The 26,603-nt window shown below is 72.4% G+C and carries 28 protein-coding genes and 1 riboswitch; of the genes, 13 read left to right on the top strand and 15 right to left on the bottom strand.

Annotated elements, in window-relative coordinates:
* The first annotated feature begins 111 nt into the window (after positions 1-111).
* A complete protein-coding gene (locus ACLQ2U_RS02040) occupies positions 112-1,029 on the top strand; it encodes a phytoene/squalene synthase family protein (RefSeq protein ID WP_425748762.1) in 918 nt (305 codons plus the stop codon).
* Positions 1,030-1,042: 13 nt separating this feature from the next.
* On the opposite strand, the gene ACLQ2U_RS02035 is transcribed toward ACLQ2U_RS02040, so the two are convergent.
* Both ACLQ2U_RS02035 and ACLQ2U_RS02030 read right to left on the bottom strand, forming a co-directional pair.
* Positions 1,043-1,801 (bottom strand): alpha/beta fold hydrolase, encoded by a 759-nt coding sequence (locus tag ACLQ2U_RS02035; RefSeq protein WP_425748761.1) that lies wholly within the window; start codon positions 1,799-1,801, stop codon positions 1,043-1,045.
* 55 nt (positions 1,802-1,856) lie between these two features.
* A complete protein-coding gene (locus ACLQ2U_RS02030; protein WP_425748760.1) occupies positions 1,857-2,975 on the bottom strand; it encodes a serine hydrolase domain-containing protein in 1,119 nt (372 codons plus the stop codon).
* A 92-nt stretch (positions 2,976-3,067) separates the two neighbouring features.
* Between ACLQ2U_RS02030 and ACLQ2U_RS02025 the strand changes: the two genes are divergently transcribed.
* From ACLQ2U_RS02025 to ACLQ2U_RS02000, 6 genes are all read left to right on the top strand, one after another.
* The gene (locus ACLQ2U_RS02025) at positions 3,068-4,552 is read left to right on the top strand and encodes a dihydrolipoyl dehydrogenase family protein (RefSeq protein WP_425748759.1); all 1,485 of its coding nucleotides are present in this window, start codon (positions 3,068-3,070) and stop codon (positions 4,550-4,552) included.
* Positions 4,553-4,645: 93 nt separating this feature from the next.
* Positions 4,646-5,647, top strand: coding sequence for a LacI family DNA-binding transcriptional regulator (locus ACLQ2U_RS02020; RefSeq protein ID WP_425748758.1), 1,002 nt, complete (start codon positions 4,646-4,648; stop codon positions 5,645-5,647).
* Between the two features lie 483 nt (positions 5,648-6,130).
* Positions 6,131-7,510, top strand: a complete 1,380-nt coding sequence (locus ACLQ2U_RS02015) for an ABC transporter substrate-binding protein (protein ID WP_425748757.1) — start codon at positions 6,131-6,133, stop codon at positions 7,508-7,510.
* An 82-nt stretch (positions 7,511-7,592) separates the two neighbouring features.
* Positions 7,593-8,549 (top strand): carbohydrate ABC transporter permease, encoded by a 957-nt coding sequence (locus ACLQ2U_RS02010; protein WP_425748756.1) that lies wholly within the window; start codon positions 7,593-7,595, stop codon positions 8,547-8,549.
* Between the two features lie 13 nt (positions 8,550-8,562).
* Complete coding sequence (locus ACLQ2U_RS02005; protein ID WP_425748755.1) at positions 8,563-9,450, top strand: carbohydrate ABC transporter permease; 888 nt, start codon at positions 8,563-8,565, stop codon at positions 9,448-9,450.
* A 107-nt stretch (positions 9,451-9,557) separates the two neighbouring features.
* Complete coding sequence (locus ACLQ2U_RS02000; RefSeq protein ID WP_425748754.1) at positions 9,558-11,153, top strand: glycoside hydrolase family 13 protein; 1,596 nt, start codon at positions 9,558-9,560, stop codon at positions 11,151-11,153.
* Positions 11,154-11,334: 181 nt separating this feature from the next.
* On the opposite strand, the gene ACLQ2U_RS01995 is transcribed toward ACLQ2U_RS02000, so the two are convergent.
* From ACLQ2U_RS01995 to ACLQ2U_RS01985, 3 genes are all read right to left on the bottom strand, one after another.
* A complete protein-coding gene (locus tag ACLQ2U_RS01995; protein ID WP_425748753.1) occupies positions 11,335-12,102 on the bottom strand; it encodes a crotonase/enoyl-CoA hydratase family protein in 768 nt (255 codons plus the stop codon).
* A 271-nt stretch (positions 12,103-12,373) separates the two neighbouring features.
* Positions 12,374-12,565 (bottom strand): DUF397 domain-containing protein, encoded by a 192-nt coding sequence (locus ACLQ2U_RS01990; RefSeq protein WP_425748752.1) that lies wholly within the window; start codon positions 12,563-12,565, stop codon positions 12,374-12,376.
* Positions 12,556-13,323: a helix-turn-helix domain-containing protein gene (locus ACLQ2U_RS01985; protein WP_425748751.1), complete on the bottom strand. Its 768-nt coding sequence runs from the start codon at positions 13,321-13,323 to the stop codon at positions 12,556-12,558. Before ACLQ2U_RS01985 ends, ACLQ2U_RS01990 begins: the two co-directional genes overlap by 10 nt.
* Before the next feature lie 198 nt (positions 13,324-13,521).
* Between ACLQ2U_RS01985 and ACLQ2U_RS01980 the strand changes: the two genes are divergently transcribed.
* Genes ACLQ2U_RS01980 through ACLQ2U_RS01970 form a run of 3 tightly spaced genes read left to right on the top strand, consistent with a single transcriptional unit; the run spans position 13,522 to position 14,432 of the window.
* A complete protein-coding gene (locus ACLQ2U_RS01980; RefSeq protein ID WP_425748750.1) occupies positions 13,522-13,716 on the top strand; it encodes a hypothetical protein in 195 nt (64 codons plus the stop codon).
* Positions 13,713-13,955 (top strand): flavin reductase, encoded by a 243-nt coding sequence (locus ACLQ2U_RS01975; protein WP_425748749.1) that lies wholly within the window; start codon positions 13,713-13,715, stop codon positions 13,953-13,955. Before ACLQ2U_RS01980 ends, ACLQ2U_RS01975 begins: the two co-directional genes overlap by 4 nt.
* Positions 13,956-14,012: 57 nt before the next feature.
* The gene (locus ACLQ2U_RS01970) at positions 14,013-14,432 is read left to right on the top strand and encodes an ester cyclase (RefSeq protein ID WP_425748748.1); all 420 of its coding nucleotides are present in this window, start codon (positions 14,013-14,015) and stop codon (positions 14,430-14,432) included.
* 18 nt (positions 14,433-14,450) lie between these two features.
* On the opposite strand, the gene ACLQ2U_RS01965 is transcribed toward ACLQ2U_RS01970, so the two are convergent.
* Genes ACLQ2U_RS01965 through ACLQ2U_RS01955 form a run of 3 tightly spaced genes read right to left on the bottom strand, consistent with a single transcriptional unit; the run spans position 14,451 to position 18,905 of the window.
* Complete coding sequence (locus ACLQ2U_RS01965; protein WP_425748747.1) at positions 14,451-15,521, bottom strand: DNA glycosylase AlkZ-like family protein; 1,071 nt, start codon at positions 15,519-15,521, stop codon at positions 14,451-14,453.
* A 13-nt stretch (positions 15,522-15,534) separates the two neighbouring features.
* Positions 15,535-16,530: a ribonucleotide-diphosphate reductase subunit beta gene (locus ACLQ2U_RS01960; protein ID WP_425748884.1), complete on the bottom strand. Its 996-nt coding sequence runs from the start codon at positions 16,528-16,530 to the stop codon at positions 15,535-15,537.
* A 2-nt stretch (positions 16,531-16,532) separates the two neighbouring features.
* Positions 16,533-18,905, bottom strand: a complete 2,373-nt coding sequence (locus ACLQ2U_RS01955; RefSeq protein WP_425748746.1) for a ribonucleoside-diphosphate reductase subunit alpha — start codon at positions 18,903-18,905, stop codon at positions 16,533-16,535.
* Between the two features lie 154 nt (positions 18,906-19,059).
* Positions 19,060-19,202, bottom strand: a riboswitch (cobalamin riboswitch).
* A 213-nt stretch (positions 19,203-19,415) separates the two neighbouring features.
* Between ACLQ2U_RS01955 and ACLQ2U_RS01950 the strand changes: the two genes are divergently transcribed.
* The 3 genes from ACLQ2U_RS01950 to ACLQ2U_RS01940 all read left to right on the top strand — a co-directional run bounded on the left by ACLQ2U_RS01950 (position 19,416) and on the right by ACLQ2U_RS01940 (position 21,965).
* Positions 19,416-19,931 carry a SigE family RNA polymerase sigma factor gene (locus ACLQ2U_RS01950; protein WP_425748745.1) on the top strand — a complete coding sequence of 172 codons (516 nt, stop codon included), beginning with the start codon at positions 19,416-19,418 and terminating at the stop codon, positions 19,929-19,931.
* A complete protein-coding gene (locus ACLQ2U_RS01945; RefSeq protein WP_425748744.1) occupies positions 19,931-21,043 on the top strand; it encodes a hypothetical protein in 1,113 nt (370 codons plus the stop codon). Before ACLQ2U_RS01950 ends, ACLQ2U_RS01945 begins: the two co-directional genes overlap by 1 nt.
* Positions 21,044-21,125: 82 nt before the next feature.
* A complete protein-coding gene (locus ACLQ2U_RS01940) occupies positions 21,126-21,965 on the top strand; it encodes a Rieske 2Fe-2S domain-containing protein (protein ID WP_425748743.1) in 840 nt (279 codons plus the stop codon).
* Between the two features lie 106 nt (positions 21,966-22,071).
* Here ACLQ2U_RS01940 and ACLQ2U_RS01935 read toward each other — a convergent pair whose 3' ends face one another.
* Genes ACLQ2U_RS01935 through ACLQ2U_RS01905 form a run of 7 tightly spaced genes read right to left on the bottom strand, consistent with a single transcriptional unit; the run spans position 22,072 to position 26,583 of the window.
* Positions 22,072-23,301, bottom strand: coding sequence for a LysM peptidoglycan-binding domain-containing protein (locus ACLQ2U_RS01935; RefSeq protein ID WP_425748742.1), 1,230 nt, complete (start codon positions 23,299-23,301; stop codon positions 22,072-22,074).
* Positions 23,302-23,316: 15 nt separating this feature from the next.
* A complete protein-coding gene (locus ACLQ2U_RS01930; protein WP_425748741.1) occupies positions 23,317-23,748 on the bottom strand; it encodes a hypothetical protein in 432 nt (143 codons plus the stop codon).
* A complete protein-coding gene (locus ACLQ2U_RS01925; protein ID WP_425748740.1) occupies positions 23,745-24,239 on the bottom strand; it encodes a TadE/TadG family type IV pilus assembly protein in 495 nt (164 codons plus the stop codon). Before ACLQ2U_RS01925 ends, ACLQ2U_RS01930 begins: the two co-directional genes overlap by 4 nt.
* Positions 24,224-24,667, bottom strand: coding sequence for a TadE family protein (locus tag ACLQ2U_RS01920; RefSeq protein WP_425748739.1), 444 nt, complete (start codon positions 24,665-24,667; stop codon positions 24,224-24,226). The genes ACLQ2U_RS01925 and ACLQ2U_RS01920 overlap by 16 nt, the downstream gene beginning before the upstream one ends.
* The gene (locus ACLQ2U_RS01915) at positions 24,664-24,855 is read right to left on the bottom strand and encodes a hypothetical protein (protein ID WP_425748738.1); all 192 of its coding nucleotides are present in this window, start codon (positions 24,853-24,855) and stop codon (positions 24,664-24,666) included. Before ACLQ2U_RS01915 ends, ACLQ2U_RS01920 begins: the two co-directional genes overlap by 4 nt.
* 28 nt (positions 24,856-24,883) lie before the next feature.
* Complete coding sequence (locus tag ACLQ2U_RS01910; RefSeq protein ID WP_425748883.1) at positions 24,884-25,741, bottom strand: type II secretion system F family protein; 858 nt, start codon at positions 25,739-25,741, stop codon at positions 24,884-24,886.
* Entirely contained in the window at positions 25,741-26,583 is an 843-nt protein-coding gene (locus ACLQ2U_RS01905; RefSeq protein ID WP_425748882.1) for a type II secretion system F family protein, read from the bottom strand. The genes ACLQ2U_RS01910 and ACLQ2U_RS01905 overlap by 1 nt, the downstream gene beginning before the upstream one ends.
* Positions 26,584-26,603 lie beyond the last annotated feature (20 nt).

Genomic DNA, 26,603 nt, shown 5'->3' with positions numbered 1-26,603 from the left:
GCGGCGCGACGCGGAGCGCATTACCCGCAACTGCGTCGTTGGCCATGCGGGCGAGCGTACCCTAGGGTTACGAGTTGCGTCGATTGCTGCGTCGAATCTCGAGGAGGGCCGGTGGACACCGATCTCACCGCTGCCTATGCCCGCTGCCAGGAGCTGCACAAACGCCACGGGCGCACCTACTACCTCGCCACTCGCCTGCTGCCCGCTTGGAAACGGCGGCACGTGCACGCTCTGTACGGATTCACGCGCCACGCCGATGAGATCGTCGATCGCACCGAGGTCCTGCCGCCCGCCGAACGCGCGGCCCGTCTCGACGAGTGGTCGACCCGCTTCGTCGCCGGCCTGCACGGCGAGCCGGTGGACGACCCGCTGCTCCCGGCCGTGCTGCACACCATCGCCATCTTCGATCTCGACCCCGGCGACTTTGCGTCGTTCCTGCGCAGCATGGCGATGGACCTGACGGTCATGTCGTACTCGACCTACGACGACCTGCTCGACTACATGGAGGGCTCGGCGGCGGTCATCGGGACGATGATGCTGCCGATCCTGGGCAGCTCCGACCCGGCGGCGGCCCGCGAGCCGGCCCGCCAGCTCGGCTTCGCCTTCCAGCTCACCAACTTCATCCGGGACGTCGCCGAGGACCTCGACCGGGGCCGCACCTACCTGCCCGACGAGGACCTGGCCAAGTTCAACGTCACCCGCGACGAGCTGCTCGCGGCGAAGGCGCAGGGCCGCAGCACGCCGAAGATCCGGGAGCTGATCGAGTACGAGGTGACCCGCGCCCAGGCCCACTACGAGACCGCCGCGCCGGGGATCACCCTGCTCGCCCCCGCCTCGCAGGCCTGCATGCGCACCGCGTTCGCGCTCTACGGCGGCATCCTCGACGAGGTCGCCGCGCAGGACCACGACGTCTTCGTCCGCCGGGCCCTGGTGCCGCAGCGACGCCGGATGGCGGTGGCCGCCCGCGCCCTGCTCACCCCGACCGGCACCCCGGTCGTCGTACCCGGACCGGGCCCGGCGTCCCGATGAGCGCGGCGAGCGGCTAGCGCTTCGTCTCGCGCAGGAAGTCGACCAGCACCGGATTCACCTCGTCGGGGCGTTCCACGCTGGGGAGGTGACCGGCCCAGGGAAGCTCGAGGAGCCGGGCGTCGGCGAGCTGCTCCGAGAGCCGGGCGGCGATCTGCCGGAAGTCGGCGAGGTCGTGGCCGCCGGAGACGAGCAGGCTGGGGGCGGTGATCGCGGAGAGGTCGGTCTCGACCCTGATCGGCGGGAACTCCTCGACCGCGGCCAGTTGCACCTCGAAGGCGTGCCGCTGCATCCGGCGTACCTTCTCCCGGGTCGCCTCGTCGGCGTGCGGGCCCAGCCAGGTCTGCACGTTGAGCTCGGTCGCGCCGGCGACGTCACCGGCTTCGAGCAGCGCGTCCTCGCGCTCGCCGAACGCCCGGAGCTCGGCGCTGGGCTCGTGCCCGCTCAGCGCGGTGCAGAGCAGGGCCAGGGCGGTCACCCGGTCGGGCCAGCGGGCCGCGATCTCCAGCGCCACCCGCCCGCCGCCGGAGGCCGCGACCAGCGCCGCGTCCGCGACGCCCAGCTCGTCCAGGAGATCCACCACGTCCTGGGCGTTGTTCCACGGACGGTCCGGCATCGGGGAGTCGCCGAAGCCCCGCAGGTCGGCGCGCACCACGCGGTAGCCGGCGTCGACCAGGACGGGCAGCTGTGGGTCCCACATCCGCCGGTCGCAGGCCGTGGAGTGCAACAGGACCACCGTCGGGCCGTTCCCGGCCACATCATGAGAAAGCGTCATCGCGCCACCGTAGGGGTCCGACTCCCCGCGGCACATCCGAATTCCACCCCGACCGTCACAGGCAGGAGTGCAGCGCCTCGACCAGCTCGTCCACCCGGTCGTGCTCGGCCAGCCGGGCCGTCGCGTACGCGAAGGTGTAGCCACGCCCCGGGTCGGCCCACGCGCTGCTGCCCCCGATCCCGCCCATGCCCCAGCTCCCGTCCGGCTCCCAGCCCATCCCCAGCGTCCAGTGCGCGGGACGGTCCAGGACCAGGTCCGGGCCGTCGTACTGGACCCGGGTGGCCTCGGCGACCAGGTCGGGGCTGAACAGGCGTACCCCGTCCAGGGTGCCGCCGGCGAGCAGGCCCGCGTAGAGCCGGGCCAGCGCGGAGGCGGTGGCGTGCAGGTTGACCGCGGGGATCTCCGCGCCCCGCCAGAGCGGGCTGTTCAGCACGGTCAGGTCCCGGCCGCCGGGCGGGTTGTCCAGCGCCCGGGCGCGTAGCGACCCCGGCTCGCCGAGCATCCGCACCGGCCAGTCCGGGTCGCCGTACGACAGGTCGGCGCACCGCCGCTGGTCGGCCGCGCCGAGGCCGAAGCCCAGGTCGAGGCGCCACGGGCCGGCGATCTCCTCGGCCAGGAAACGCCCCACCGAGCGCCCGTCCACCCGCCGGACCAGCTCGCCCACCAGGTGCCCGTACGTCCAGGCGTGCTCGCCCGCGACGGACCCCGGCTCCCACTCCGGGTCGGCGGCGGCCAGGTCGGCGCAGAGCAGCGCCCAGTCGGCGACCGCCTCGGCGGGCCGGATCACCGGGAAGGCCGGCAGCCCGGCGGTGTGGTTGAGCACCTGCCGGACGGTCGCCGGGGTGCGGAACCCGGGCCAGTACGCGGCGACCGGGGCGTCCAGGTCGACCCGCCCCCGGTCGACCAGCATGAGCAGGCAGAGCGCCACCACCGGCTTGCCGACCGAGTAGACGTTGACCAGCGTGTCCGGCCGCCACGCCGCACTCGCCGTGCCGGCGACCGGGCGCGAACCGCCAGCCGCGCCCGGGTCGGGCGCGGATGCGGAGCGGCAGCCGGCGACGAGGTCGATCACAGGGCGGCCGTCGTACCAGATGGCCAGGCCGGCGCCGGTCTCCCGGCCGGCGGCCAGCAGGTCGTGGAAGCAGTCCCGGACCGCGGCGAAGCGTGCGTGCATCCGGCCACCGTAGGTCCTGCGAAAGGTTACGGGCGTGGGAATTCCGGCCCGGTCCGCTGGCCGGCCCCCGGCCGCTGGGGGATGCTGGCGGCATGGCGGAGCCGGAACTGGTGGACGTGGTCGTGGTCGGGCTCGGGGTCGGCGGCGAGGAGGTGGCCGGGCGACTCGCCGAGGCCGGCCTGACCGTCGTCGGCGTCGAACGGGACCTGGTCGGCGGGGAGTGTCCCTACTGGGGCTGCATTCCCAGCAAGATGATGATCAGGGCGGCGAACGCGCTGGCCGAGGCGCGGCGGGTCAACGAGCTGGCCGGCTCGGCCCAGGTCCAGCCGGAATGGGCGCCGGTGGCGAAGCGGATCCGCGAGGAGGCCACCGACACCTGGAACGACCAGGTCGCGGTGGACCGGTTCACCGGCAAGGGCGGCCGGTTCCTGCGCGGCAGCGGCCGGCTCGACGGCCCCGGCCAGGTACGCGTCGGCGAGCAGGTCTTCCGGGCCCGGCACGGGATCGTGCTCGGCACCGGCACCCGGCCCTCGGTGCCGCCGATCGACGGGCTGGTCGACACGCCGTACTGGACGAACCACCAGGCGATCGAGGTGGAGGAACTGCCGGAGACGCTGCTGATCCTGGGCGGCGGGGCGATCGGGTTGGAGCTGGCCCAGGTCTTCGCCCGGTTCGGCGTCCGGGTCACCGTGGTCGAGGCGCTGGACCGGGTGCTCGCCCTCGAGGAGCCGGAGGCCTCCGAGGTGGCCGCCGCCGCGCTGCGCGCCGACGGGGTGGAGATCCGGGCCGGCGTGAAGGCGGAGCGGGTCAGCCACGACGGGTCGACGTTCACCGTGCACTCGGGCGACCAGGAGTGCCGCGCCGAGCGGCTGCTGGTGGTCACCGGCCGCCGGGCGCACCTGGACGAGCTGGGCCTGGAGACCGTCGGGGTGGACGCCTCCCAGCGCTACCTGCCGGTGGACGACCGGATGCACGTCACCGACGCCATCTGGGCGGTCGGCGACGTGACCGGTGAGGGCGCCTTCACCCACATCGCCATGTACCAGGCGTCGATCGTGGTCGCCGACCTGCTCGACCACGCCCGGCACGCCGGCGGCGGCGCGGACCCCAGCGGCACCGCCAGCGTGGTGGGCGGCGCGATGGGTGCGGTCAGCGCGGTGGGCGGCGCGACGGCCACGCCCGGCCCGGCCGGCGCGGCCGGCACCGTCCCGCGCGCCGACTACCGGGCGCTACCCCGGGTCACCTTCACCGACCCGGAGGTGGGCGCGGTCGGCCTCACCGAGAAGCAGGCCCGCGAGCGCGGCATCAACGTGCAGGTCGGCTTCGCCCAGCTGTCGTCGTCGGCCCGCGGCTGGATCCACAAGGCCGGCAACGAGGGCTTCATCAAGCTGGTCGCCGACGCCGACCAGGGCGTGCTGATCGGCGCGACGTCGGTCGGCCCGGCCGGCGGCGAGGTGCTGTCGGCGCTGGTGGTGGCGGTGCACGCGGCGGTGCCGCTCAGCCAGCTCCGGCACATGATCTACGCGTACCCGACGTTCCACCGGGCGATCGAGGACGCGCTGCGCGACCTGAGCTGACGGTCGGGTCCAGACAACCGCCTGACGCGTTCTTTCCATACCAAGCCAGTTCGCTGTTCAGTTCTTGCGGTCATCCGCCGTAGAGTTGCGGGCGTGACGAAGAGACTGACCGAGGTGGCCCGCAAGGCGGGCGTCAGCGAGGCCACCGTGAGCCGGGTGCTGAACGGCCGTGGCGGCGTGTCCGAGACGACCCGGACGGCGGTGCTGACCGCGCTCGACGTGCTCGGCTACGAACGACCCACCAAGCTGCGCGGGGAGCGCGCCCGGCTGGTCGGCCTGGTGCTCCCCGAGCTGCAGAACCCGATCTTCCCAGCGCTCGCCGAGGTCGTGACCGGTTCCCTCGCCCAGCGCGGTTACACCCCGGCGCTCTGCGCCCGCACCATCGGCGGGGTGTCCGAGCCGGACTACGTCGAGATGCTGCTCGACCACCAGGTCTCCGGCGTCATCTTCGCCGGCGGCTCGTACGCGCTGGCCGACGCCTCGCACCAGCACTACCGGCGGCTGACCGACCGGGGGCTGCCGGTGGTGCTGGTCAACGCCGGCGTCGACGAGCTGGGTTTCCCCCGGGTGTCCACCGACGACGCGGTGGCGGTGGAGCAGGCGTACGGCCACCTCCGGTCGCTCGGGCACGAGCGGATCGGCATGGTGCTCGGCCCGGAGGGGCACGTGCCGTCCCGGCGCAAGCTGGACGCGATGGTCCAGGCCGCAGGCTGGGCCGACGACACGGGGTACGTCGAGCGCTCCAGCTTCTCTATGGAAGGGGCGCGGGTCGCCGCGACCAAGTTGGTCGAGCGTGGCGTGACCGGCATCATCTGCGCCAGCGATGTGCTGGCCCTGGGCACCATCCGGGCCGCCCGGCGGCTGGGTCGTGCGGTGCCGACCGATGTGTCGGTAGTGGGCTTCGACGACTCCGCGTTCATGACCTGCACCGACCCGCCGTTGACCACGGTGCGGCAGCCGATCGAGACGATGGGGCAGGCCGCGGTGGACCTGCTGGTCACCCAGATCGAGGGGGCCGGCGTGCTGCACGACGAGTTGCTGTTCGAACCCGAACTGGTGGTACGCGGTTCCACCGCGCCCGCCCCCGGCCGCTGACCATCGCGCCGGACCCTGACTGACCATCCGGCCACGGACCGCCTCCCTGGCCGCTGAACGACGCTCCGGCCGTCGACCGCTGCTCGCGGTCGGCGGCCGTTTCGTCGTTGCCGGCGCCGAGCAGCGCCGGCCTGATCCACCGGCCAGCGCGACCCCACCTTAGGCGATAGAAGGCTTCGGCGTAGGTGACGGAGCGAGTGCGAGCGGCAAAGGGGCGAAGAGCATCATCTCGGTCGTTCTCCAGGGGCCTGTCAATACTTATCGCCGAGAAGTCGCATCCTTTCAAAACCCAATCGATATCTTGCTGAAATCAGTCCGCCTCGCTACAGTGACTCCACTCACACCCGGCCCCGACGCAGCTACCGAGGGTCAGGTCGCATGGCGGATACAGATCAGTAGCAGGGGCATCGCCGCGGTGACGATCACGATCACCGCAGATCAGCGAAGGTCATGGAGACACCCGTTCCCGAAGGGATGGACAGGATGTCCGTACCGCAGTACCGGAAGGCTGCGGCGTTAGCGCTCGTGGCCGGCCTGGGGCTCAGCCTTACGGCTTGCTCCACGAAGAGCGACGACGCGACGAACGATGCAGGCGGCAAGGTCACCATCACCGTCGACTGCCAGCCGGTCGGCTCCCAGAAAGAGCTGCTGAAGAACTGGAACGACGATGTCGTCGAGTTCCAGCGGCAGAACCCCAATATCGTCATCAAGAGCGTCAGCGTCGGCGAGCAGTGCAACAACCCGCCGGACTTCACCGCTCGCCTCGCCGGCGGCACCGTCACCGACGTGTTCTACGGGTACATGACCGATCTCCAGCAGGTGCTCGACTCCGGTCAGGCGATGGACATCACCGAGTTCGCCAACAAGGACACGGTCCCGACCTGGGACAGCGTCGACCCGGCACTCAAGGAGGTCTTCACCGACGGCGGCAAGATCTACGCCGCCCCGGTGAAGAACTACTCGATGGGCCTGGTCTACAACAAGGTCCTGTTCCAGCAGGCCGGGCTCGACGTCAACAGCCCGCCCAAGACGTGGGTCGAGGTCCGGGACGCCGCCAAGAAGATCTCCGCGCTCGGTAAGGGCATCTCCGGCTACTCGGAGTACAGCGCAGGCAACACCGGAGGCTGGCACTTCACCTCCTTGCTCTACTCCCAGGGCGGCCAGGTGCTGACCGCCGACGGCAAGAAGGCCGACTTCAACAACGCGACGGGCAAGCAGGTCCTGCAGAACCTCAAGGACATGCGGTACGGCGACAACAGCATGGGCGACCGCCAACTGCTGCAGTGGGGCGATCTGCTGACCAACGCCGGCGCGGGCAAGGTCGGCATGTTCATCGGCGCGCCCGATGCCACCCAGGCGATCGTCAGCCAGTTCCAGGGCAAGTTCCAGGACTGGGCGATGGCCCCGCTGCCCGGCCAGGACGGCGCGGCGAAGGGGACGCTCGGTGGTGGCGAGGGTTACTTCTTCAAGAAGGGCCTCACCCCCGACCAGGTCAAGGCCGGTCTGAAGTGGATCGCATACCAGAAGCTGACGCCGGGTAAGGGCCAGTTCGACTACGTCCGGGCCAAGCCGCAGAACTACCCGGTGGGCCTGCCCCAGCCGCTGCTCTTCGCCAACGGCAGCGACGCGCAGAAGCAGGAGCTCGAGCTGCGCAAGGCGAACGCGAACGTCGACACCGCGAACTTCGCGATCTTCGAGGCGAACCCGGTCCCGATCAAGGGTGAGCCCCGCAACGCGCAGGCGATCTACGCGGTGCTCGACGCCGCGATGTCCGGTGTGCTGACGAACCCGAACGCGAACATCGACGCCCTTCTCAAGACGGCCGAAGACAAGGTCAACAAGCTCCTCGCTGCCCAGAGCTGATCCGAGGGTGTGGGGGCCGGCTCGCCGGCCCCCACACCCTCCGCGCCGCACCGTCCGGTCACTGACTCACGCAGGAGTTGCCTTGGCGATCACCACCGTCCCGGGGACCGGGAGAGAACCGGGTCGCCCCGCGTCGCCGTACCCGGCAGGGCCGCAGCGTACGAGCCTCGGCCGCAAGGTACGAGACAATCTCACCGGGCACGCGTTCCTGATCGGCGCGGTGATCTGCTTCGCGCTCTTCTCCTGGTATCCGATGATCCGCGGCGTCGTCATGAGCTTCCAGCGCACCCGGCGCGGCGTCACGACCTGGGTCGGCTGGGACAACTACGACCGCATCATCGCCGATCCCAGCTTCTGGACGGCCTGGAAGAACACGTTCTACTTCACGATTCTCGCGCTCGTACTCGGGTACGCGGTGCCGTTCTTCGTGGCGATCCTGCTCAACGAGTTTCGCCACGCCAAGGGGTACCTGCGGATCCTGGTCTACCTGCCGGTGATGCTCCCGCCAGCCTCGGCGCTCTTCCTCTTCAAGTTCTACGCGTACGACCCCAGCAACGCTGGACTCTTCAACTCGATCCTCAAGACGCTGCACCTGCCCACATCGCAGTGGATGCAGTCCCCCGGGATGACGATGCCGGCGATGGTGATCGCGTCGACCTGGATGAACATGGGCGGCGCGGTACTGATCTACCTGGCGGCACTGCAGAACATCCCGGGCGAGCTTTACGAAGCGGCCGAGCTCGACGGCGCCGGGATCTGGCGGCGGATCCGCCACGTGACAATCCCGCAGACCCGGCTGATCCTCGCGCTCCTGGCGATGCTCCAGATCGTCGCCACGATGCAGTTCTTCATCGAGCCGCTGATCCTCGCGAACGGTACGGGCGCGGAGGACTCCGCGACCTCGGTGGCGTACCTCATCTACCAGCACGGGTTCTTCCAGAACGACCTCAACGGCGCCGCGGCGCTCGGCGTGATCATGCTCGTGGTGCTGGCCGGCTTCTCCGCCGCCTACGTGCGGCTGAGCTCGAAACAGGACTAGGACGGGTCGAGGAATGGCACAGGACTCGGGGACCCGGACCCTCATCTCCCATGCCCAGCTCAGGCGGGGGCGCGGCAGGGTCATCTATTGGATGCTGCTCGCCGTCGTCGTCGTGGGCTTCACGCTCGTCTTCCTCGGGCCGCTCTACTGGATGGTCACCGGCGCGCTCAAGTCCGGTCAGGAGATCGCGCAGACCCCGCCATCGCTGTTCCCGAAGGATCCCCGGGCGCAGAACTACGCCGACGCATGGAACAACCTGAACCTCGCCAAGCTGCTGTTCAACACGTTCTATTACGCGGCCGGCGCGCTGCTGTTCCAGCTCGTCCTCGACACTGCCGCGGCGTACGCCCTGTCGAAGCTTCGACCGGCGTTCGGCAACCTGATCCTCGGCCTGATGCTGGCAACGCTGATGATCCCGGCGATGGTCCTCATCGTTCCGCAGTACGTGACCGTGATCGACCTGCCGATCCTGCACATCAACCTGCTCGACTCGCCGTTTGCCATCTGGCTGCCCGCGGTCGCGAACGCGTTCAACATCTTCCTGCTGAAACGGTTCTTCGACTCGATCCCAGAGGAGCTGATGGCGGCGGCCCTGATGGACGGGGCGACGCCGCTGCGCACGCTGTGGTCGATCATCCTGCCAATGTCGCGCCCCATCCTCGGCGTAGTGTCGATCTTCGCCGTGACGGCGGTCTGGAAGGACTTTCTCTGGCCGAAGCTGGTCATGCCGTCGCCCGAGACCCGGACGGTCAGCGTCGGCATCTACGCCTTCTCGGGCGGTACGCCCATGAACGTGGTGATCGCCGCGTCGGTCATCGCAGCGATCCCGACCGTCGTCGTCTTTCTGATCTTCCAGCGGAACATCATGTCCGGTCTGACCACAGGCAGCCTCAAAGGATAGCCCTGAACGTCGATACACATTCAGGTCCGGCAAACCCGCCCTCATGCCGACGCAGAAAGCAGGTGCTCGTGCCCACAGCAGGCAGTAGTCCGTGGTGGCGTGGAGCGGTGATATACCAGGTGTACCCACGTAGCTTCGCCGACGGCAATGGCGACGGCATCGGCGACATCGCCGGCATTCGTTCCCGGCTGAATTACCTGTCCGAGCTTGGCATCGACGCGATCTGGTTCAGCCCCTGGTACCCCTCCCCCATGGCCGACGCCGGCTACGACGTGGCCGACTACCGCGACATCGACCCGGTTTTCGGCACCCTGACCGAGGCGGAGGCGCTGATCGCGGAGGCACACGCGCTCGGCATCCGGACCATCGTCGACGTGGTACCGAACCACTGCTCGGACACGCACCCCTGGTTCCAGGCGGCACTCGCCGGCGGACCGAACGCGCCCGAGCGGGATCTGTTCTGGTTCCGCCCCGGCCGGGGCCCGAACGGCGACCAGCGGCCCACCGACTGGGTCGGCGAGTTCGGCGGCGAGACCTGGACCCGGACCATCAACCCGGACGGCACCCCCGGCGACTGGTACCTGCACCTGTTCACCGCCGAGCAGCCGGACTTCAACTGGAACCACCCCAGGGTGCGGGCGGAGTTCGAGGACGTACTGCGGTTCTGGTTCGACCGTGGAGTGGACGGCATCCGGATCGACTCGGCCGGGCTGCTGGTCAAGGACGGGACGCTGTCCGAGACCCTGCCGGGCCGGCCGCACCCGTTCCGCGACCTCGAAGGGGTTCACGAGATCTACCGCGACTGGCGGCGGATCGCCGACGAGTACCCCGGCGACCGCGCACTGATCGGTGAGGTGTGGATGCCGGACCGGCAGCGGTTCGCCAACTACCTGCGCCCGGACGAGCTGCACGCGGCGTTCAACTTCGACTTTCTCGGCTGCGCCTGGGACGCCTCGGCGCTGCGCGAGAGCATCGACGGGACGCTGAGCGCGCACGCGCCGGTCGGCGCGCCGGCCACCTGGGTGCTCTCCAACCACGACGTCACCCGCCACGTGACCCGGTACGGCCGGGAGGACACCACCTTCAGCTTCGCCAGGAAGCGTGAGGGGATCTTCTCCGATCTCGAACTCGGCACCACTCGGGCCCGTGCGGCTGCGCTGCTCTCGCTCGCGCTCCCCGGTGCCGCCTACGTCTACCAGGGTGAGGAACTCGGGCTCGCGGAGGTCGAGGACATTCCCCCGGAGCTGCGTACCGACCCGATGTGGCCGCGCTCCGGTTACGTCGACCCGGGCCGGGACGGCTGCCGGGTGCCGTTGCCCTGGTCCGGCGATGAGCCCCCGTTCGGCTTCTGCCCGGACGGCGCGACGGCCCGCCCCTGGCTGCCGCAGCCGGCCGACTGGAAGGACCGGACGGTGCGGGCGCAGACCGGCGACGCGTACTCGATGCTGGAGTTGTACCGGGCGGCGATCGCGATCCGGCGGGCCGACCCGGCGCTCGGCGACGGCGAGCTGACCTGGCTGCCCGCCCCGGACGCGGTGCTCGCGTTCGGTCGTGGCGGGGGCTTCCGCTGCCTGGTCAACCTCTCCGACGCACCGGTGCCGCTGCCGGCGCACGGGGAGCTGCTGCTGGCCAGCGGGTCGCTCGACGACGACCGGCTGCCCCCGGACACCGCCGTCTGGCTGCGTACCCCCGAGCCAGCCTGATTCACCGTGCGCCGGCGGCCCGTCCCGGCCGCCGGCGCCACCTGCGGCTCACCTTCACCGGCAACACCGGCTGGCCGGCCGGCCAGGTCGCCGAGTTCGAGGTGTACACCGCCTGAGCCGGGCCCTGCTCCTGCCACCACCACGGACGCCGTCGGGAGGACCCATCCTCCCGGCGGTCCGCTCAGCCGGTCGCGTCCGCGCCGTGCCGGCCGGCGCCCGCGGCGAACCGGGCCGCGCCGGCCGCCGCGTCCGACGCCAGGCTCTCCATGCCATACGCCAGCTCGGTCGCCAACGCCTGCGGCTCGGTCAGGCCCGCGCCGGCCAGCACCGACGCGCGGTCGTTGCGCAGGCAGGTCTGCGGGTGGCGGGCGATGTCGGCGGCCAGCCGCTCGGCCGCCGCCCGGGCCTCACCGGGCGGGACCAGCCGGTTGACCAACCCCATCGCGTACGCCTCGTCGGCCGGCACCGGGCGGCCGGTGAGGATCAGGTCCATCGCCCGGCTCTCCCCGATCAGTCGGGGCAGCCGGACCGTCCCGCCGTCGATCAGCGGTACGCCCCACCGCCGACAGAACACCCCGAGCGTCGCGTCGGACTCGGCGACCCGCAGGTCGCACCAGAGCGCCAGTTCGAGGCCGCCGGCCACGGCGTATCCGGAGATCGCGGCGATGACCGGCTTGGACAGCGCCATCCGGGTGAGACCCATCGGGCCGTCGCCGTCGGGTTCGACTCGGTTGCCGCTGGGCGTACCGATGGCCTTGAGGTCGGCGCCCGCGCAGAAGGTGCCGCCCGCGCCCCAGAGCACGGCGACGGCGGCGTCGGGGTCGGCCTCGAAGGCGCGGAACGCGTCGGCGAGCGCCCGTGCGGTCGGCCCGTCGACGGCGTTGCGGGACGCCGCCCGGTCGAGGATCACCGTGGTCACCGGTCCGTCGTGCGCCACGTGTACGGCCATCGGCACAGCATGCCCGGCGCCTGTGCCGGCGCGCCAGGGCGACCGGCGGAGGGCGCTTCCTGAACGTCTGCCCGGGCCCACCGGCGGCGCTGTCTCCACTCGGCCCGGATGTGCGGCGCGCGCGCCGACCGGCGGAGCGCCCACACCCTTGGCGGGTGTTGGGCACGCTACAGAGCTGACGACGTAAACGAGTCACACGGCGGCGGTCCGGTCGGCCGCACAGCGTGCAGCGCCAGTCCCGACGACCGGACGGGGCACCGCTGTGTCGGGATCAGGGCCGCTCGGTCACCTGGGAGAGGAAGGCGCGCCAGGCCGGCGGGGTGAAGGTCAGGGCCGGGCCGTCGGGGTCCTTGGAGTCGCGGACCGCAACGATGCCGGGCAGGTTGTCGGCGACCTCGACGCAGGCGCCGCCGTTGCCGCTGCTGCGGCTGCTCTTGCGCCATTGGGCGCCGATCAGCTCCATGTCTCCGCCACTTCCGTGATGAGGTCGACTGACTGCCAGTGGGACAGCGCCTCGCCGCGTACGTTCTCCCACGCTGCCATCATGGCCGCGATGTCCTCCGGGTCGCTAACGACTTGTCCCTGAACCTGATTGTCGAGATAGCCGGCGAGACGGTGGTCGGGACAGGTGGCGATCACGAACGGGCCGTTCAGGCCCGCGTAGGCGCCGACCGAGGACGGCACGACGTGCACCCGCACGTGCGGCTCCGCGCAGGCCGCGACCAGGGCACGCAGTTGCTCGTGCATCGCCTCCCGGCCACCGACCGGTCGACGGAGGACCGCCTCGTCGACCACGGCGGTGAACTGCGGCGGGTCGTCCCGCTTGAGGACGCCCTGGCGGGCGATCCGGGCCGCCAGGTGTCGCTCGACGTCGCCCCGGGGGATCAGGCCTGCGCCGCCGAGTACGGCGCGGGCATACGCCTCGGTCTGAAGAAGGCCCGGCAGAACGGTGGGCTCGAACCAGCGCAGGCACAGCGCTTCGCGCTCGATCTCCTGCCATGGACGGAACCACACCGGCTCACGACGTCTTGAAGTGTCCGGCCAGATGTCCGCGACGTCCCGCCCGAGCACGTCGGCAGCCGACGCGCGGTGCCGGGGATGGGGGATGCGGCCTTCACTCAGCCACCGTCCGACCGTCTTCGGATCGACGCCGACCCGTTCGGCGAGGGACTCGGTCGTGTGCCCGGTCTCGCTGAGCGCCACTCTGAGCGCGTCGTTCACGGCCCCTCCATCGGACGTCCCGAATATCTGACGACCATATCCCTACGCGGTGTATCTGTCTGGTGACGCGCGGGAGGGTGGTCCCCATAGGACGGCGCAACCGGTGGAGGCGAGGAGCCCGGCGGCCTGCGTCAGCATGGGGCCGCCTCGCCGGCGACGTCGGGGACGGCCCCCTCAATCTGCGAAGGGAGCCCCAGAATGCGTTTCCGGTTCTGGCGCCGCAAGACGTCGATCCACGTCCCTCGGCAGCGGCTGCCGTTGAACGAGCGGCCGGACTGGCTGACCCAGCCGACCGATGCCTTTCCGACGTCCGACCCGGGCCGGGCCGGCAATCTCACCCCGGCCCAGCGCTGGCGGGCCGGTGGGTGGCGGCGCAGCGGCGGTCCACGGTGAGATCCCGCCCGCACCTGCCGATGCGTCCGCTGTGGCGGTGCCGGGGCTGCGGAGCGGAGTGGCCCTGCCAGCCGGCGCGGTTGGCGCTGCTGGTCGAGTACCGGGAGGACCGCACGGCCCTGCTGGTCTATTTGGGCACGCTGATGGCCGAGGCCGGCGCGCAGCTCTCCCAGCTCAACGGGCACGCCCTGCCGGAGGACCTGACCGAGCGCTTCCTCGCCTGGGCGCGAGCCCGGTAGCCGGATGCCAGGAATTGGATCTTCAGCAGCGACGTCGGGGCCGGGACGATCCAGATCATGGAGACCAGGGAAGTGCGGGTCGTGCGGGATTTCATGGAGCAGGTCAGGTCGGGGGTCGACCCGGACGCCGCCCACCGGTTCATGGCGGACCGGGTGCGTGCCCATCAGGTGCACTCCGAGGAGGCGGTCACCGTGGAGCGCACGCCGGGGCAGTACGCCGACCACGTCCGCGACATGCTCGCCGCGTACGGGGATTTCGGCCTGCGGCTGGACGAGCTGTTCGGAAGCGGAGACCGGGTCTACGCCCGCTGGATACAGAGCGGGCGGCACCTCGGCGAGGTGGACGGGCTGCCGCCGACCGGTCGGCCGGTGACGCAGGTGGCCAGCGCGGTCTACCGGGTGGCCGCGGGGCGGATCGTCGAGTACTGGATCCAGATCGACCGGCACGGCCTCCGGGCGCAGCTGAGCCACACATGACGAGTCGTGGACAACTCCTCACCCAAGGCGGACCTTGGCCAGGCCGAGCCAGGAGGCCAGCGCTTCCAGTTCCGCGTCGACCGCCGCGGTCATGTCAGGGGTGAACGGGACGTCCCGGTGGACGGCATCCACCCGCAGCACCGAACTCTTCCGGTCGGCCGTGGCGTCGACCTTGCCGATCAGCTGGTCGTGGTGCAGCACGGGGAGCGCGAAGTAGCCCCAGCGCCGGTTCGCCTTCGGGACGTACATCTCCAGGCGGTAGTCGAAGTCGAACAACTCCAGGGCGCGCTTGCGGTCGTGGATCAGCCGGTCGAACGGCGACAGCAGCGCAGTACGCCCGGCGAACGGCTGGCCGAGCGCCGCCGGGTCGACCCGCCACGTGCCCGGCGTGCCCGCCACCTCCGCCGGCTCGCCGGCCTCCCCGGCGTACGTCGCGCGGGCGATGCCCAGCGAGCGCAACCGCCGCTCGTCCCGCAGCCGGCGGGCCTCGTCCGCCGGAACCATCGTCGTGTCTGCTGGATAGACCCGTTCGGCCAGATCCCAGAGGCGCTGCCGCCCGACCCGCCCGGAGATGGCGATCTCGCCACGGGCGGCCAGGAGCTCCAGCATCTGCGTGACGTTGCGGTTGTTCGTCCAGCCGGTTGACGGCCACGGCACCACGCTGCTGTCCGGCACGTCTCGGGACAGCAGCGGACCGGAGGCACGCAGCAGGTCGAGCACGTCCCGCCGGAAGGAGTCGTTCGCCTCCAGCCAGGCGCGCCGCCGCGGATCCCCCGGACAGGCGGCCATCTCGGCGAGGTGGAGCCCGAGGTCCGCCATCGGCCGCACCATCGCGAGGTGCTCGAACTGCTCGAACGCCGTGCGGTCACGATCCACCGCCTGACGCAGCTGGGCCGGCTGGTACCCGGCGCCGAGCCGGGCCCACGCCACCAGGTCGGCGCTGGGCGCCACCGCCGCCGTCGGGTCCAACTGCAGGAACGTCAACCGCTCCAGGACCGTCAGCAGGTCCGTCGGCCGGTGCGCGTCGAGCAGCTGGGCCCGGACGGCGATGCGTCGGGCCTCGCTCCGATCGATTCGATGGGGTCGCATCAGGCGAGGCTACTCAGAAGTCGTCGTCCAGGCTGACCTCCCCGCCGACCGCGACCTGGTACGCGGACACCCGCCGCTCGAAGAAGTTGGTCAGCTCCTGCACGTCCTGCAGCTCCATGAACGGGAACGGGTTCGTCGACCCGTACGCCGGCGGCAGGCCGAGCCGGACGAGCCGGGCGTCCGCGACGTACTCCAGGTAGCGGCGCATGTCGGCGGTGTTCATCCCCGGCATGCCGTCCCCGCAGAGGTCCCGGGCGAACGCCAGCTCGGCCGCCACCGCCTCGTCCAGCATGGTCCGCACCTCGTCGGCCATCTCAGCGTCGAAGAGGGACGGTTCCTCGGCGCGGACGGTGTCCACCACCGAGAAGGCGAACTCCATGTGCATCGACTCGTCCCGGAACACCCAGTTGGTGCCGGTGGCCAGCCCGGATAGCAGACCGCGCGAGCGCAGCCAGTACACGTAGGCGAAGGCGCCGTAGAAGAACAGCCCCTCCACGCAGGCCGCGAAGCAGATCAGGTTGAGCAGGAACGCCCGCCGGTCCGCCCGGCTCTCCAACCGCTGCAGCGAGCCGACCGAGTCGATCCAGCGGAAGCAGAACGCTGCCTTGTCGCGGATCGACGGAATGTGCTCGACCGCCGCGAACGCCTTCGCCCGCTCGGCGTGGTCGGGCAGGTAGGTGTCCAGCAGGGTCAGGTAGAACTGGACGTGCACCGCCTCCTCGTAGAGCTGGCGGGACAGGTAGAGGCGGCCCTCGGGCGCGTTGACGTGCTGGTAGAGGTTGAGCACCAGGTTGTTCGCCACGATCGAGTCGCCGGTGGCGAAGAACGCCACCAGGCGGTGGACCAGGTGTCGCTCGCCGTCCGACAGTTTCGCCAGGTCGGATACGTCGGAAGCCAGGTCCACCTCCTCCACCGTCCAGGTGTTGCGGATGGCCGCCCGGAACCGCTCGTAGAAGTCCGGGTAGCGCATCGGGCGCAGGGTCAGGTCCATTCCGGGGTCGAGCAGCATCGTCACTGGCAGGCCTCGCAGATCTCGGGGTTCTCCAGCGAGCAGGCGACCGCGTCGCTCTCGCTGACGGACAGGGTGAGCAGTGCCGGCGCGAGGGGCTTCGACTGCGCCGGCACGACCGGCTTCGGCTGCGCCGGCGCCGGGGCGGCGACGGTGGTCTGGGCGATCCGGGTCGCCGGGCGGGACCGCAGGTAGTAGGTCGTCTTCAGCCCGGCCCGCCAGGCGTACGCGTACATCGAGGAGAGCCGGCCGATCGTCGGGCTGGCCTGGAACAGGTTCAGCGACTGCGACTGGTCCACGTACGGCGCCCGGGCCGCGGCCAGGTCGACCAGCGCCTTCTGCGGCAGCTCCCAGGCGGTGCGGTGCAGCGCCCTCAGTTCCGCCGGCAGGTCCAGCCCCTGCACCGAGCCGTCCGCCCGCTTGATCGCGTCCCGGGTGGCCGGGGTCCACCGGCCCAGCCGCTTCAGGTCCGCGACCAGGTACCGGTTGACCTGGAGGAACTCCCCGGAGAGGGTCTCCCGCTTGAAGACGTTGGAGACCAGCGGCTCGACGCACTCGGCGCAGCCGGCGATCGAGGCGATGGTGGCGGTCGGCGCGATCGCCACCAGCAGCGAGTTGCGCAGCCCGTGCCGGGCGACCTTCTCCCGCAGCGCCGTCCACGCCTCCGGCCGCGCCGGTCGGGCGTCCGGCCAGTGGTCCGGGTGCAGCACCCCGCCGGCCGCCCGGGTCAGCGGGTACGCCGGGTGCGTCCCGCGCGCCGCCGCCAGGTCGGCCGAGGCGTCGTACGCGGCGAGGGCGACCTCCTCGGCGATCCGGGTGGAGAGCGCCAGCGCCTCCGCCGAGTCGAACGGCAGCCGCAGCGCGGCGAAGACGTCGGCCAGCCCCATCACCCCGAGCCCGAGCGGACGCCAGCGCCGGTGCGCGGTCGCCGCCTGCCCGGTGGGGAACCAGTTCCGGTCGACCGCCCGGTCCAGCGCACCGACGGCCAGCCGGACGGTCCGCGCGAGCGCCGCGAAATCGACCCCGTCGGCCGTCAGGTGCGCGGCCAGGTTGACCGAGCCCAGGGTGCAGACGGCCGTCTCGTCGTCGCTGGTCACCTCGAGGATCTCGGTGCACAGGTTGGAGTGGTGCACCACCCCGCCACCGTTGCCGACCTGGTTGCAGGTCCGGTTCGCCGCGTCCTTGAACGTCATCCAGCCGTTGCCGGTCTGCGCCAGGGTACGCATCATCCGGCCGTACAACGTGCGGGCCGGCAGGGTCCGCGCGGCCCGGCCCGCCACCTCGGCCGCCCGGTAGGCGGCGTCGAACTCGTCGCCCCAGAGGTCGACCAGCTCCGGTACCTCCTGCGGGTCGAAGAGCGACCAGTCGGCGTCCGCCTCGACCCGGCGCATGAACTCGTCCGGCACCCAGTTGGCCAGGTTGAGGTTGTGGGTGCGCCGGGCCTCGTCCCCGGTGTTGTCCTTCAGCTCCAGGAACTCTTCGATGTCGGCGTGCCAGGTGTCCAGGTAGACGCAGGCCGCGCCCTTGCGCCGGCCGCCCTGGTTGACCGCGGCCACGCTGGCGTCCAGCGTGCGCAGCCACGGCACGATGCCGTTCGACCGGCCGTTGGTGCCCCGGATCAGCGACCCCCGCGAGCGCACCCGGGACCACGAGATGCCGATCCCGCCGGCGAACTTGGACAGCTTCGCCACCTGCGTGAAGCGCTCGTAGATCGAGTCCAGCTCGTCGCGGGGCGAGTCGACCAGGAAGCAGGAGGAGAGCTGCTGGTGCCGGGCGCCGGCGTTGAACAGCGTCGGTGAGCTGGGCAGGTAGGTCAGCCGGGCCATCGCCCGGTACAGCTCGCCGGCCTCCTCCACCGTGTCCGACAGGCCGGCGGCCACCCGCAGCCAGAAGTGCTGCGGCCGTTCCAGCACCGCCCGGGTCCCGGGGTGGCGCAGCAGGTAGCGGTCCTGGAGCGTGCGCAGTCCGAAGTACTCGAACGCGTCGTCGTGGGCATGGTCGACCAGGGCGTCGAGGGGGGTGGCGTGCGTCGCGACGAAGCCGGCGAAGCCGGGGTCCAGCAACCCCTCGGCGTACGCGGCCGCGACGCTGTCGCTGAACGTGGTGATGCCCTGGGCTGCCGTCTCGTGCGCGATCCGCCCGGCGAGCAGGCGCGCGGCGAGTCGGGCGTACGCCGGCTCCTCGGCGGTCAGGCCGGCCGCCGCCGCGACGGCCAGTTCGGCCAGCTCCGCGGCGTCGGCCCGGGCGGTACGCCCCGACTCGACCAGGGCCAGGATCCGGTCCGGGTCGGTGTCGGGCAGGTCGTGGTGGTGCCGGTGCAGCAGGTCTCGCAGTGCCTCGACCGCGGGCGGGGCGAAGGTGGATGACGCCGTCACGTGCTCTCCTGGTCGTCGGTGTGGACCGCGGGAGGGCACGACGGCACGCCGGATCGCCACCGGTCGGTGTGCCGGCGGTGCTCCGTGCGGCTCGACGGCCCTCCCACGAGGCCCCGAGGTGATCCGCGCACCCGGGTGGGCGCGCCCTGCTGGCAGGTCTTCGGACTCGCGGGCGTACGCGTCTCCGCGCTGGCCTACTGACCGTCGCTTCCCGGGCCCCGTCGGGCCCAGTGCTCATGACGGCGGTCGTTCCCGCTCACCGCTGCGGGGCAGTCCCGGATTCCCACCGGGTTCCCTGTTCGGCGCGACGCCTGGCCGGCGCCGCCGCCTGGCGGACCCATCGGGGTCGCACCAGCAGTGAAAGTGATCCTAGATGTAGTGGGTCGGAAAAAGCCAACACACAACATGCTGTGGGCGTGTCGAATCGCCGAGAAACTTCGCGGCGCGTACAACCTGGACGGAGGCCGACCCCGTCAGCAGTGTGGAGTCGGACACGAACGGGGTGGGTGGATGCGGGCGGACCTGGAACGGGAGTACGTCGAGTACGTCACCGCGCGACTACCGGCGCTGCGCCGGATCGGCTGCCAGCTGACCGGGGACGCGCACCGCGGCGACGACCTGGTCCAGACCGCGGTCACCCGGATCTACGTGAACTGGCGCCGGGCCCGCGAGGCCGACAACCTCGACGCGTACGTCCGGACCGTGCTGGTCCGGGTCTTCCTCGACGAGAAGCGCCGCCTCTGGTCCCGGGTACGCCTGGTCGACACGCCACCCGAACGGGCGCCCGCTCCGCCGGGCGACGCCGTCGAGGACCGGGAACTGCTGCGCGGCGCGCTGGCCCAGGTGCCGCCCCGGCAACGGGCCGTGCTGGTGCTGCGCTTCCTGCACGACCGGCCGGTGGACGAGGTCGCCGCGACCCTCGGCTGCACCGCCGGCACCGTCAAGAGCCAGACCTCCCATGGGCTGGCCCACCTGCGCCGCCTGCTCGGCGTGGGCGCCTACGCGAGCACCGGAGAGGGGAAGTGATGGAGGAGAAGCTGCTCACGCCGCTGCGGGACGTCCCACTCCCGCCGTCCGCCGTGGACCTGCACCGGGCCGTACGCGACGGCCGCCGGACGGTGCGGCGGCGCCGGGTCGCCGCGACGGCGACGGCCGGGCTTACAGTGGTCGCGGTCCTGGCCGCCGCCCCGGCGCTGCTCGGTCGGCCGGACCGGCCACCGCCGGTCACCCCCGCGATCACGCCGTCCCCGACCGTGACCACCGCGCCGATGCCGGCGACCGCCCCGGCCGCCTTCGACCCCACCCGGCAGTACGCGGAGTTCGGCTGGGTGCCCCCCGTCATGACCGACCGGATCGTCAGGACCGGGACCGACCAGCTCGCACTGACCGCCTCGGCGCCGCAGACGTCACCCCGGCCCCTCAAGGACGCGCCCGCGGCCGAACTGCGGATCGTTCCGGCCGGCAAGGACATGACGCTCGGCACCGACCGGGACTTCGCCGTGGCCGCCGGCCAGGCGGGCTCCGCTGGCCTGACGCCGGCCGAGTCGGTCAACGGCCGGACCGCGCGCTGGAACGCCAACGCGGTCCTCGACGCGCGGTCCGCCGCGCTGCGCTGGGAGTACGCCCCGGGCGCCTGGGCCGAGGTGATCGTGCGATACACCCCCAAGAGCGCCGGTGACCCGCGCGCCGTCGCCCGGCGGATCGCCCTCGACGTCCGCTATGCCGTGGACCGGCCGATCCGGCTGCCGGTGCACTTCGACACGCCCCCGGCTGGCCTGAAGCCGATGGCGTACCTGGTGACCAGGAGGGCGCACGGCGGCTGGGAGGTCGAGCTGTCCTACGGCGCCGGCAAGCGGACGAAGTACGGGGACTGGCCGCTGGTCGTGTTGTTGCTGCCCCTCACGTTCCCGACCGGCGACGGGGTGGTCGCCGCACCCGACTCCCGGATCGACGGCTACCCCGCCCGCCGGCGCTCGTCCCTCGACGGTGGCGCCAGCCTCCAGGTCTACGAAGTCCAGCGCACCATCTACATGGAGATGACCGCGCACGACAAGGCCACCCTGCGCAAGCTCGGCGGGAACCTGGACGGGCTCTTCCGCAGCGCCATCCTCCACCCGGAGGTCGACGACTGGCGCTGACGTCGACCGGGCGGCGGAATTCGTCCCCGCCGCCCGGTTTGCGACCGCACCTGCCGGGAAGTCGGGGAACGTGCGAGCGCTGATGAACAAGATCGAGCAGAACGCGGCGCTGGACCCGGTCGGTGACCGGCTCCAGCGGGCCGTCCAGTCGACCCTGCGCGGGCAGCGAGTCCGGGACCTGCTACACGGAGTCTGGCTGGGCCATCCGCTGCACCCGGCGATGGTGCAGGTGCCGGTGGGTGCCTGGATCAGCGCCGCCGTCGTCGACCTCCTCCCCGGGCAGCGGCGCGCCGCGACCACGCTGGTCGCGCTCGGCACCGCGAGCGCCGTACCGGCGGCCGTCGCCGGCCTGAACGACTGGGCAGGGCTGGCCCGGGACCAGCGCCGGGTCGGGCTGGTGCACGCCGCCTCCAACGCCATCGGGGTGGCGCTCTACGCCGGCTCGCTCGCCGCCCGGATGCGCGGCCGGCACGGCATGGGGCGGGCGCTGGCGTACCTCGGGCTGAGCGCGGCGAGCGTCGGGGCGTACATCGGCGGGCACCTGGCGTACAAGCAGGCCGCGCAGGTCAGCCAGAGCATCTCCGAGCTGCACCGGATGGGCGACGACTGGCACTCCGTGGCGGACCTGGCCGCGCTGCCCGAGCGGAAGCTGGTCACCCGAGAGGTGGACGACGTGTCGGTGATCCTCTACCGGCACGGCGACGAGGTCACCGTGATGCTGGAGCGCTGCCCGCACCAGAGCGGCCCGCTCGGCGAGGGCGAGGTCCAGGAGATCAACGGGCACGCCTGCGTGGTCTGCCCCTGGCACGGTTCTGCGTTCCGGCTCAACGGCGGCGAGGTCGTGCACGGGCCGGCCGCCACCGACCAGCAGCTCCTGCCGACCCGGGTGGTCGACGGCATCCTCCAGACCAAGCTGCCCTGACCCGGGGGCCCGCCCGCCGGGTCGATCGGCGGGCGGCACGATCATGACGGCTCGGGCTGATTCGTTGATGTCATCAGCTCTGTAGCGTCCGCGCGTACCCCTTTGGTCAGTCGCGGCGGTGGCGCCCGCTGACCAGGGCCTGCGCGGCGGACGCCCGGCTGGCGGCGGCCCGCGCGGCGGAGGCGCGTCCGCCCGACGCCCGGCCGGCGGTGGCCCGGGCCGGGCGGCGACGCAGCCCCAGCAGCGCACCGATCTGCGCCCCGACGATGCTCGCCACCGCGAGCACCGCGGAGACGGCCAGCGGCCGGTTGATCCGGTCGTCCTCGGTGGCCTGGGAGGCCCCGGCGGCCATCGCTGGCGGCACCCCGACCGGCCGCTCCGCCGGCGGCTGCCCGGTCCCCGGCGCCGGCTGCCCGGCCGGTGTCCGCGGTGCGGCCTTCCCGCCGGGCGTCTGCAGCGCCGTCGCCCCACCCGGCGTCCGGGCTCCCGCCGTCGACCCGGGCGTCTGCGGTCCCGTCTGCCCACCCGGGGTCTGCGGCCTGACCGTCGGCGCGCCCGGCCCGACCTTCTCCCCGGGGGACGTCGACCCGGGGGCCACCGGGCCCGGGGACGGCTTGCGCGGGGCGGGCACCAGCTTCCCGGTGGCGTGCCGGTGGGCTCCGCTGTCCTCCGCCTCCGCCGGCAGCCTGATCAGCTGACCGGGGTGGATCCGGTCGGCGTCGCGCAGCCGGTTCAGCGCGGCCACCTCCCGGTAGCGGTCGAAGTCGTCCAGGTACCGCTCGGCCACCTCGCCGAGGTAGTCGCCCCTGGCGACCTGGTAGACCGGCTTCGCGCCCGCCGGCTGGGCCGGCGCCTGCCCGGCAGCGAGAGCGGGTCCGGCGGCGTGGACGGCGGCGCCCGTCGTGGTAGGGCCCGCCGTGGTCGGGTGGGACAGCGCGCTCGCCGCACTGGCCGCCGGGCTGGCCGCGATGATCAGCGCGACCGAGCCGACCAGCGCCGCCGCCGCCCGCTGCTGCCGGCTCATCCCGGGCAGCCGGGGCGCCGGCCGCCGCGCCGCCTGGGCGCCCAGCTCCACCAGTACGGAGAAGGCGAACGTCGCCCAGCCGAACCAGCCGACCACCGCCAGCGCCCGCAGGAAGAGCTGACCGTCGTCCCGGCTGGTCAGTGCGGTACCCACCTCGGCGAAGGTGGGCAGGTGGTCCGGCAGCGGATTGCCGGCGAAGGCGAGCAGCGCCACCGGCGCCCCCGCCAGCAGCGCGACCAGTACGACCAGCGAGCCGAAGCCGGTGAGCAGCTGCCCGGCCCGCCGGGCGGCGGAACCCCGCGGTGCGGTCATGGCGCCCTTCCCTTCCTACGGTGGGTCGGTGAGCGCCCGTGCGGTGGCCTCACCCGAGACGGTGACGGTGCGGTCCATGCCGATGAGGCCGAGCATGTGCCGGCGGTAGACGACGGTCAGCCGCACCTGGATCTGCTTCTCGCCGGCCACCACGGGAAACGTGACCCGGTAGCCGGTGACGTCGGGGTTGTGGTGCAGGTAGTGGGCGACGGCGGTGCGGGCGGCCCGCTCGTCGATCACCTTGGGGCGGCCCTCGATCGCCCGGGCCCGGTCGATCATCTGGCCGCCGCCGCGGGCCGCCTCGGCGGCGAGGTCGTCGGCCCGTTGCAGGGTGCGCAGCTGGCCCGCGCCGTCGTACGCGACGCCGATGATCGCCAGCACGCCGAGCATGGCGACGGCCAGGAAGAGGCTGATCCGGCCCTCGTCGCGTACCCGGCGGGCGCTCATCCCCGGCTCCGGTAGCTGTCCAGCGGGGAGGCGAACGTCGCCTCGACGCGCTTCGTCCCCGACCATCCCGACAGTCCCGGGAACCGGATGTCGTCGAGGGACACGGCGCAGCTCACCCGGACCCAGATACTGACCGGCTCACCCAGCAGCGGTCGCCCGTACGCGGTCGTCAACGACACGCGTCCGTCTCCGCCGGTCGACCCCCAGACGGAGACCTGGGGAGCGCCGGCGCAGTTCAGGCCCCGCCAGTCGAGCTGCCGGCGGGCCGCGTCCTCCGCCGCGCGCTTCGCGGTCGGGGCGTCCCGGGAGATCGACGCGGCCCGGGCGGCGTCGTGCGCCGCCGCCTCGACCGCCTCGTCGGCCACCGCGACCCGGCCGGCCACCCCGGCCAGCACCACCAGCGTGATGAACGCCGGGGCCAGGACGGCCACCTCCACCGAAACCGACCCCCGGGTACGGCGGTCCGCCGCGGCGCTCACGGCGTGGTCCACCGCTCGACCGTGCCGTGGGCGGTCTGCCGTACCCCGAAACGGACGCCCGGGATGACCGACAGGGACCGGCCGGTGACCGTGCAGGTCACCTCCGTGGCGCTGGCCACGCACCTCGGGTTTCCGTCGACCAGCCAGTCGCCGGCGGCCCGCAGGAACCGGGTGGCCCGGGCCTCGCCGGCGCCGGCCGGCGCCTGGAGCACCCGCTGCGCGTTCACGCCGCTCTGCGCCGCGTTCAGCGCGGTCGACCGGGCGACGAACCAGACAGCGACCTGGACGGAGGCGAAGAGCAGCACCAGCACCGCCGGCATGACCACGGCCAGCTCGACCGGGTTGGCGCCCCGGTCCGTACCCGCGTCGGTGAGCCGGCGGTGGACGGCCCCCGGGGCCGCCCGGTCCCGGGACGCGACGCCTGGAGGAGTCCGGATCACTGGTTCGGGATGTTGTTCATCCAGGTGGTGGCCTTCGTTTTGACCAGGGCGGTGACCGCGATCCCCGCGACGACCAGGCCGGCGATGATCACCGCGGTCGGCACCGGGCTGTCGCCCCGGTCGGCCTCCCGGCGCAGCTCGGACAGGCGCGCCACCGTGGCGACGTAGAGGAACGTGACGACGTGCATGGGGGTGCTCCTTCTCGGGGTCGGTCTCTCACAGGCGGGCGACGAACGGGTAGAGGACGAAGGCGAGCAGGACGAAGACCAGCAGCGAACCGGGGATGTCGAGGCGGCTGGTGACCCCCTCGGCGCGGGACAGGTTGTCGGTGCGGATCTGGTCCCGCAGCGAGTCGGCGCGGCTGCGCAGGGTCTCGTGCACCTTGGCGCCCTCGCTGCCGGACGAGCGCATGATCGCGCCCACGTCGCCCAGTTCCGCGATGCCGATCCGGTCGGCCAGCTCCTGGAGCTCGTCCCAGGGCGAGTGCATCTGCATCTGGGCGATCCGCAGCGACTCGCGGATCCGGTCGAAGACCCAGCCGTCGCAGACCGCGGCGGCCCGCTCCAGCGACTGCACCGGGCCGTGCGCGGCGGAGAGCTGCAACGCCACCAGGTCCAGGTAGGTGCAGATCGCCTGGCGGAACTCCTCCCGGGCGGCGTCCGCCCTGCCCAGCACCGCCCGGTGCGCGAGCAGCGCACAGACCAGCGCCATGCCGACGCTGCCCAGCACCGGTACGGCCACCGGCAGCGGCGCCCCGGCCAGGAAGAGCACCGCCGCCAGCACGGTCGGCGTGGCCAACCCCACCAGGGCGGAGAGCAGCACCGACAGGGCGTACTGCTCGGGGGTCTGGTCGATCAGGGCGAGCTGCCGGTGCGGCGGGCGCAGCCAGCGGGAGAACCCGCCCAGCCAGTCCGGGCCACGCGCCGCGGCGACCGTGCCGGGCGGCTGGTGCAGCCGGCGCAGCGCCGGGCCCAGCGCCGGAGCGGCCGGCAGCGCCTCCCGGACGGCGAGGAAGAGACCGAGCCCGACCGCCGCGCCGCCGAGCACGGCGACGGCGAGCTGCCAGTTGACGATCATGCGACCGCCTCCTCCGGGTCGGGGGCGGGCAGGAAGCGGGCTGGCGGCGGGGGTTGGCTCATCGACCGCACCCAGACCAGCAGCGAGACGAAGGCCGCTCCGAGCACCGCCATCACCAGCTGCCCGAAGACCGTCCCGTACGGCCTTACGTACTCGGTGTTCATCAGCCCGTACGCCAGCGCGGCCAGGGTCATCCCGGTGAGGAAGCGGACCGCGAACCGGGGCTGGGTGCGTTTCGCCTCCACCTCGCGGCGGGTGGCCACCTCGGCGGCGGCCGCCGACGCGATCGAGCCGAGCACGTCACCGAGGCGCTCGCCCCGGTCGGTCAGGTGCAGGATCAGCGCGGCCACCACCTGGTCGCAGACCGGGTCGCCGATCTCGTCGGCGAAGGCGAGCAGTGCGGTTCGCGCCGTCCAGCCGGCCTGGAGGCGGGCGGCGAGCAGCCGTACCTCCTCCTGGATCCCGTCGGGGACGGTGGCGATCGTGCCGATGATGGCCCCCTGGAGGCCCTGGCCGGTGGCCGAGACGTCCTTGAGCCGGCGGGTCCACTCGCCGACCGCCTCGATCCGGGCGATGGCCCGTTCCTCGGCCCGGCCCACCGAGAACAGCCACGGGGTGCCGGGCACCGCGACCGCCACGATCAGCCCCACCACCGGCAGCCCGGTGAGCAGGAAGGCCAGCGCGCCGGCGGTCACCGCTGCGCCGATCATGACCTGGTGGGTCCGCTGTTCGCGGCGGCTCGTCCCGGAACCGGGCCAGAGCCGGCGCAGGCCGGGCCCGCCGGCCGGGCGGGGGCGGGCGGGCGCCGCGGTGCTGACCAGCGCCACCACGGCCAGCATCAGCCCACCGACGCAGGCCG

Source organism: Micromonospora sp. DT47, from assembly GCF_049844475.1.
GTDB lineage: Bacteria > Actinomycetota > Actinomycetes > Mycobacteriales > Micromonosporaceae > Micromonospora.
Note: the sequence above shows the minus strand (reverse complement) of the source record. Positions and strands in the feature narration are given on the sequence as shown.

Coding starts and splice junctions, on each gene's coding strand:
- ACLQ2U_RS02035 (WP_425748761.1), bottom strand. CDS start 1,801: ATGACGCTTTCTCATGATGTGGCCGGGAACGGCCCGACGGTGGTCCTG.
- ACLQ2U_RS02030 (WP_425748760.1), bottom strand. CDS start 2,975: ATGCACGCACGCTTCGCCGCGGTCCGGGACTGCTTCCACGACCTGCTG.
- ACLQ2U_RS02025 (WP_425748759.1), top strand. CDS start 3,068: ATGGCGGAGCCGGAACTGGTGGACGTGGTCGTGGTCGGGCTCGGGGTC.
- ACLQ2U_RS02015 (WP_425748757.1), top strand. CDS start 6,131: ATGTCCGTACCGCAGTACCGGAAGGCTGCGGCGTTAGCGCTCGTGGCC.
- ACLQ2U_RS02005 (WP_425748755.1), top strand. CDS start 8,563: ATGGCACAGGACTCGGGGACCCGGACCCTCATCTCCCATGCCCAGCTC.
- ACLQ2U_RS01995 (WP_425748753.1), bottom strand. CDS start 12,102: ATGGCCGTACACGTGGCGCACGACGGACCGGTGACCACGGTGATCCTC.
- ACLQ2U_RS01990 (WP_425748752.1), bottom strand. CDS start 12,565: ATGGAGCTGATCGGCGCCCAATGGCGCAAGAGCAGCCGCAGCAGCGGC.
- ACLQ2U_RS01980 (WP_425748750.1), top strand. CDS start 13,522: ATGCGTTTCCGGTTCTGGCGCCGCAAGACGTCGATCCACGTCCCTCGG.
- ACLQ2U_RS01970 (WP_425748748.1), top strand. CDS start 14,013: ATGGAGACCAGGGAAGTGCGGGTCGTGCGGGATTTCATGGAGCAGGTC.
- ACLQ2U_RS01965 (WP_425748747.1), bottom strand. CDS start 15,521: ATGCGACCCCATCGAATCGATCGGAGCGAGGCCCGACGCATCGCCGTC.
- ACLQ2U_RS01960 (WP_425748884.1), bottom strand. CDS start 16,530: ATGCTGCTCGACCCCGGAATGGACCTGACCCTGCGCCCGATGCGCTAC.
- ACLQ2U_RS01950 (WP_425748745.1), top strand. CDS start 19,416: ATGCGGGCGGACCTGGAACGGGAGTACGTCGAGTACGTCACCGCGCGA.
- ACLQ2U_RS01945 (WP_425748744.1), top strand. CDS start 19,931: ATGGAGGAGAAGCTGCTCACGCCGCTGCGGGACGTCCCACTCCCGCCG.
- ACLQ2U_RS01940 (WP_425748743.1), top strand. CDS start 21,126: ATGAACAAGATCGAGCAGAACGCGGCGCTGGACCCGGTCGGTGACCGG.
- ACLQ2U_RS01935 (WP_425748742.1), bottom strand. CDS start 23,301: ATGACCGCACCGCGGGGTTCCGCCGCCCGGCGGGCCGGGCAGCTGCTC.
- ACLQ2U_RS01930 (WP_425748741.1), bottom strand. CDS start 23,748: ATGAGCGCCCGCCGGGTACGCGACGAGGGCCGGATCAGCCTCTTCCTG.
- ACLQ2U_RS01915 (WP_425748738.1), bottom strand. CDS start 24,855: ATGCACGTCGTCACGTTCCTCTACGTCGCCACGGTGGCGCGCCTGTCC.
- ACLQ2U_RS01905 (WP_425748882.1), bottom strand. CDS start 26,583: ATGCTGGCCGTGGTGGCGCTGGTCAGCACCGCGGCGCCCGCCCGCCCC.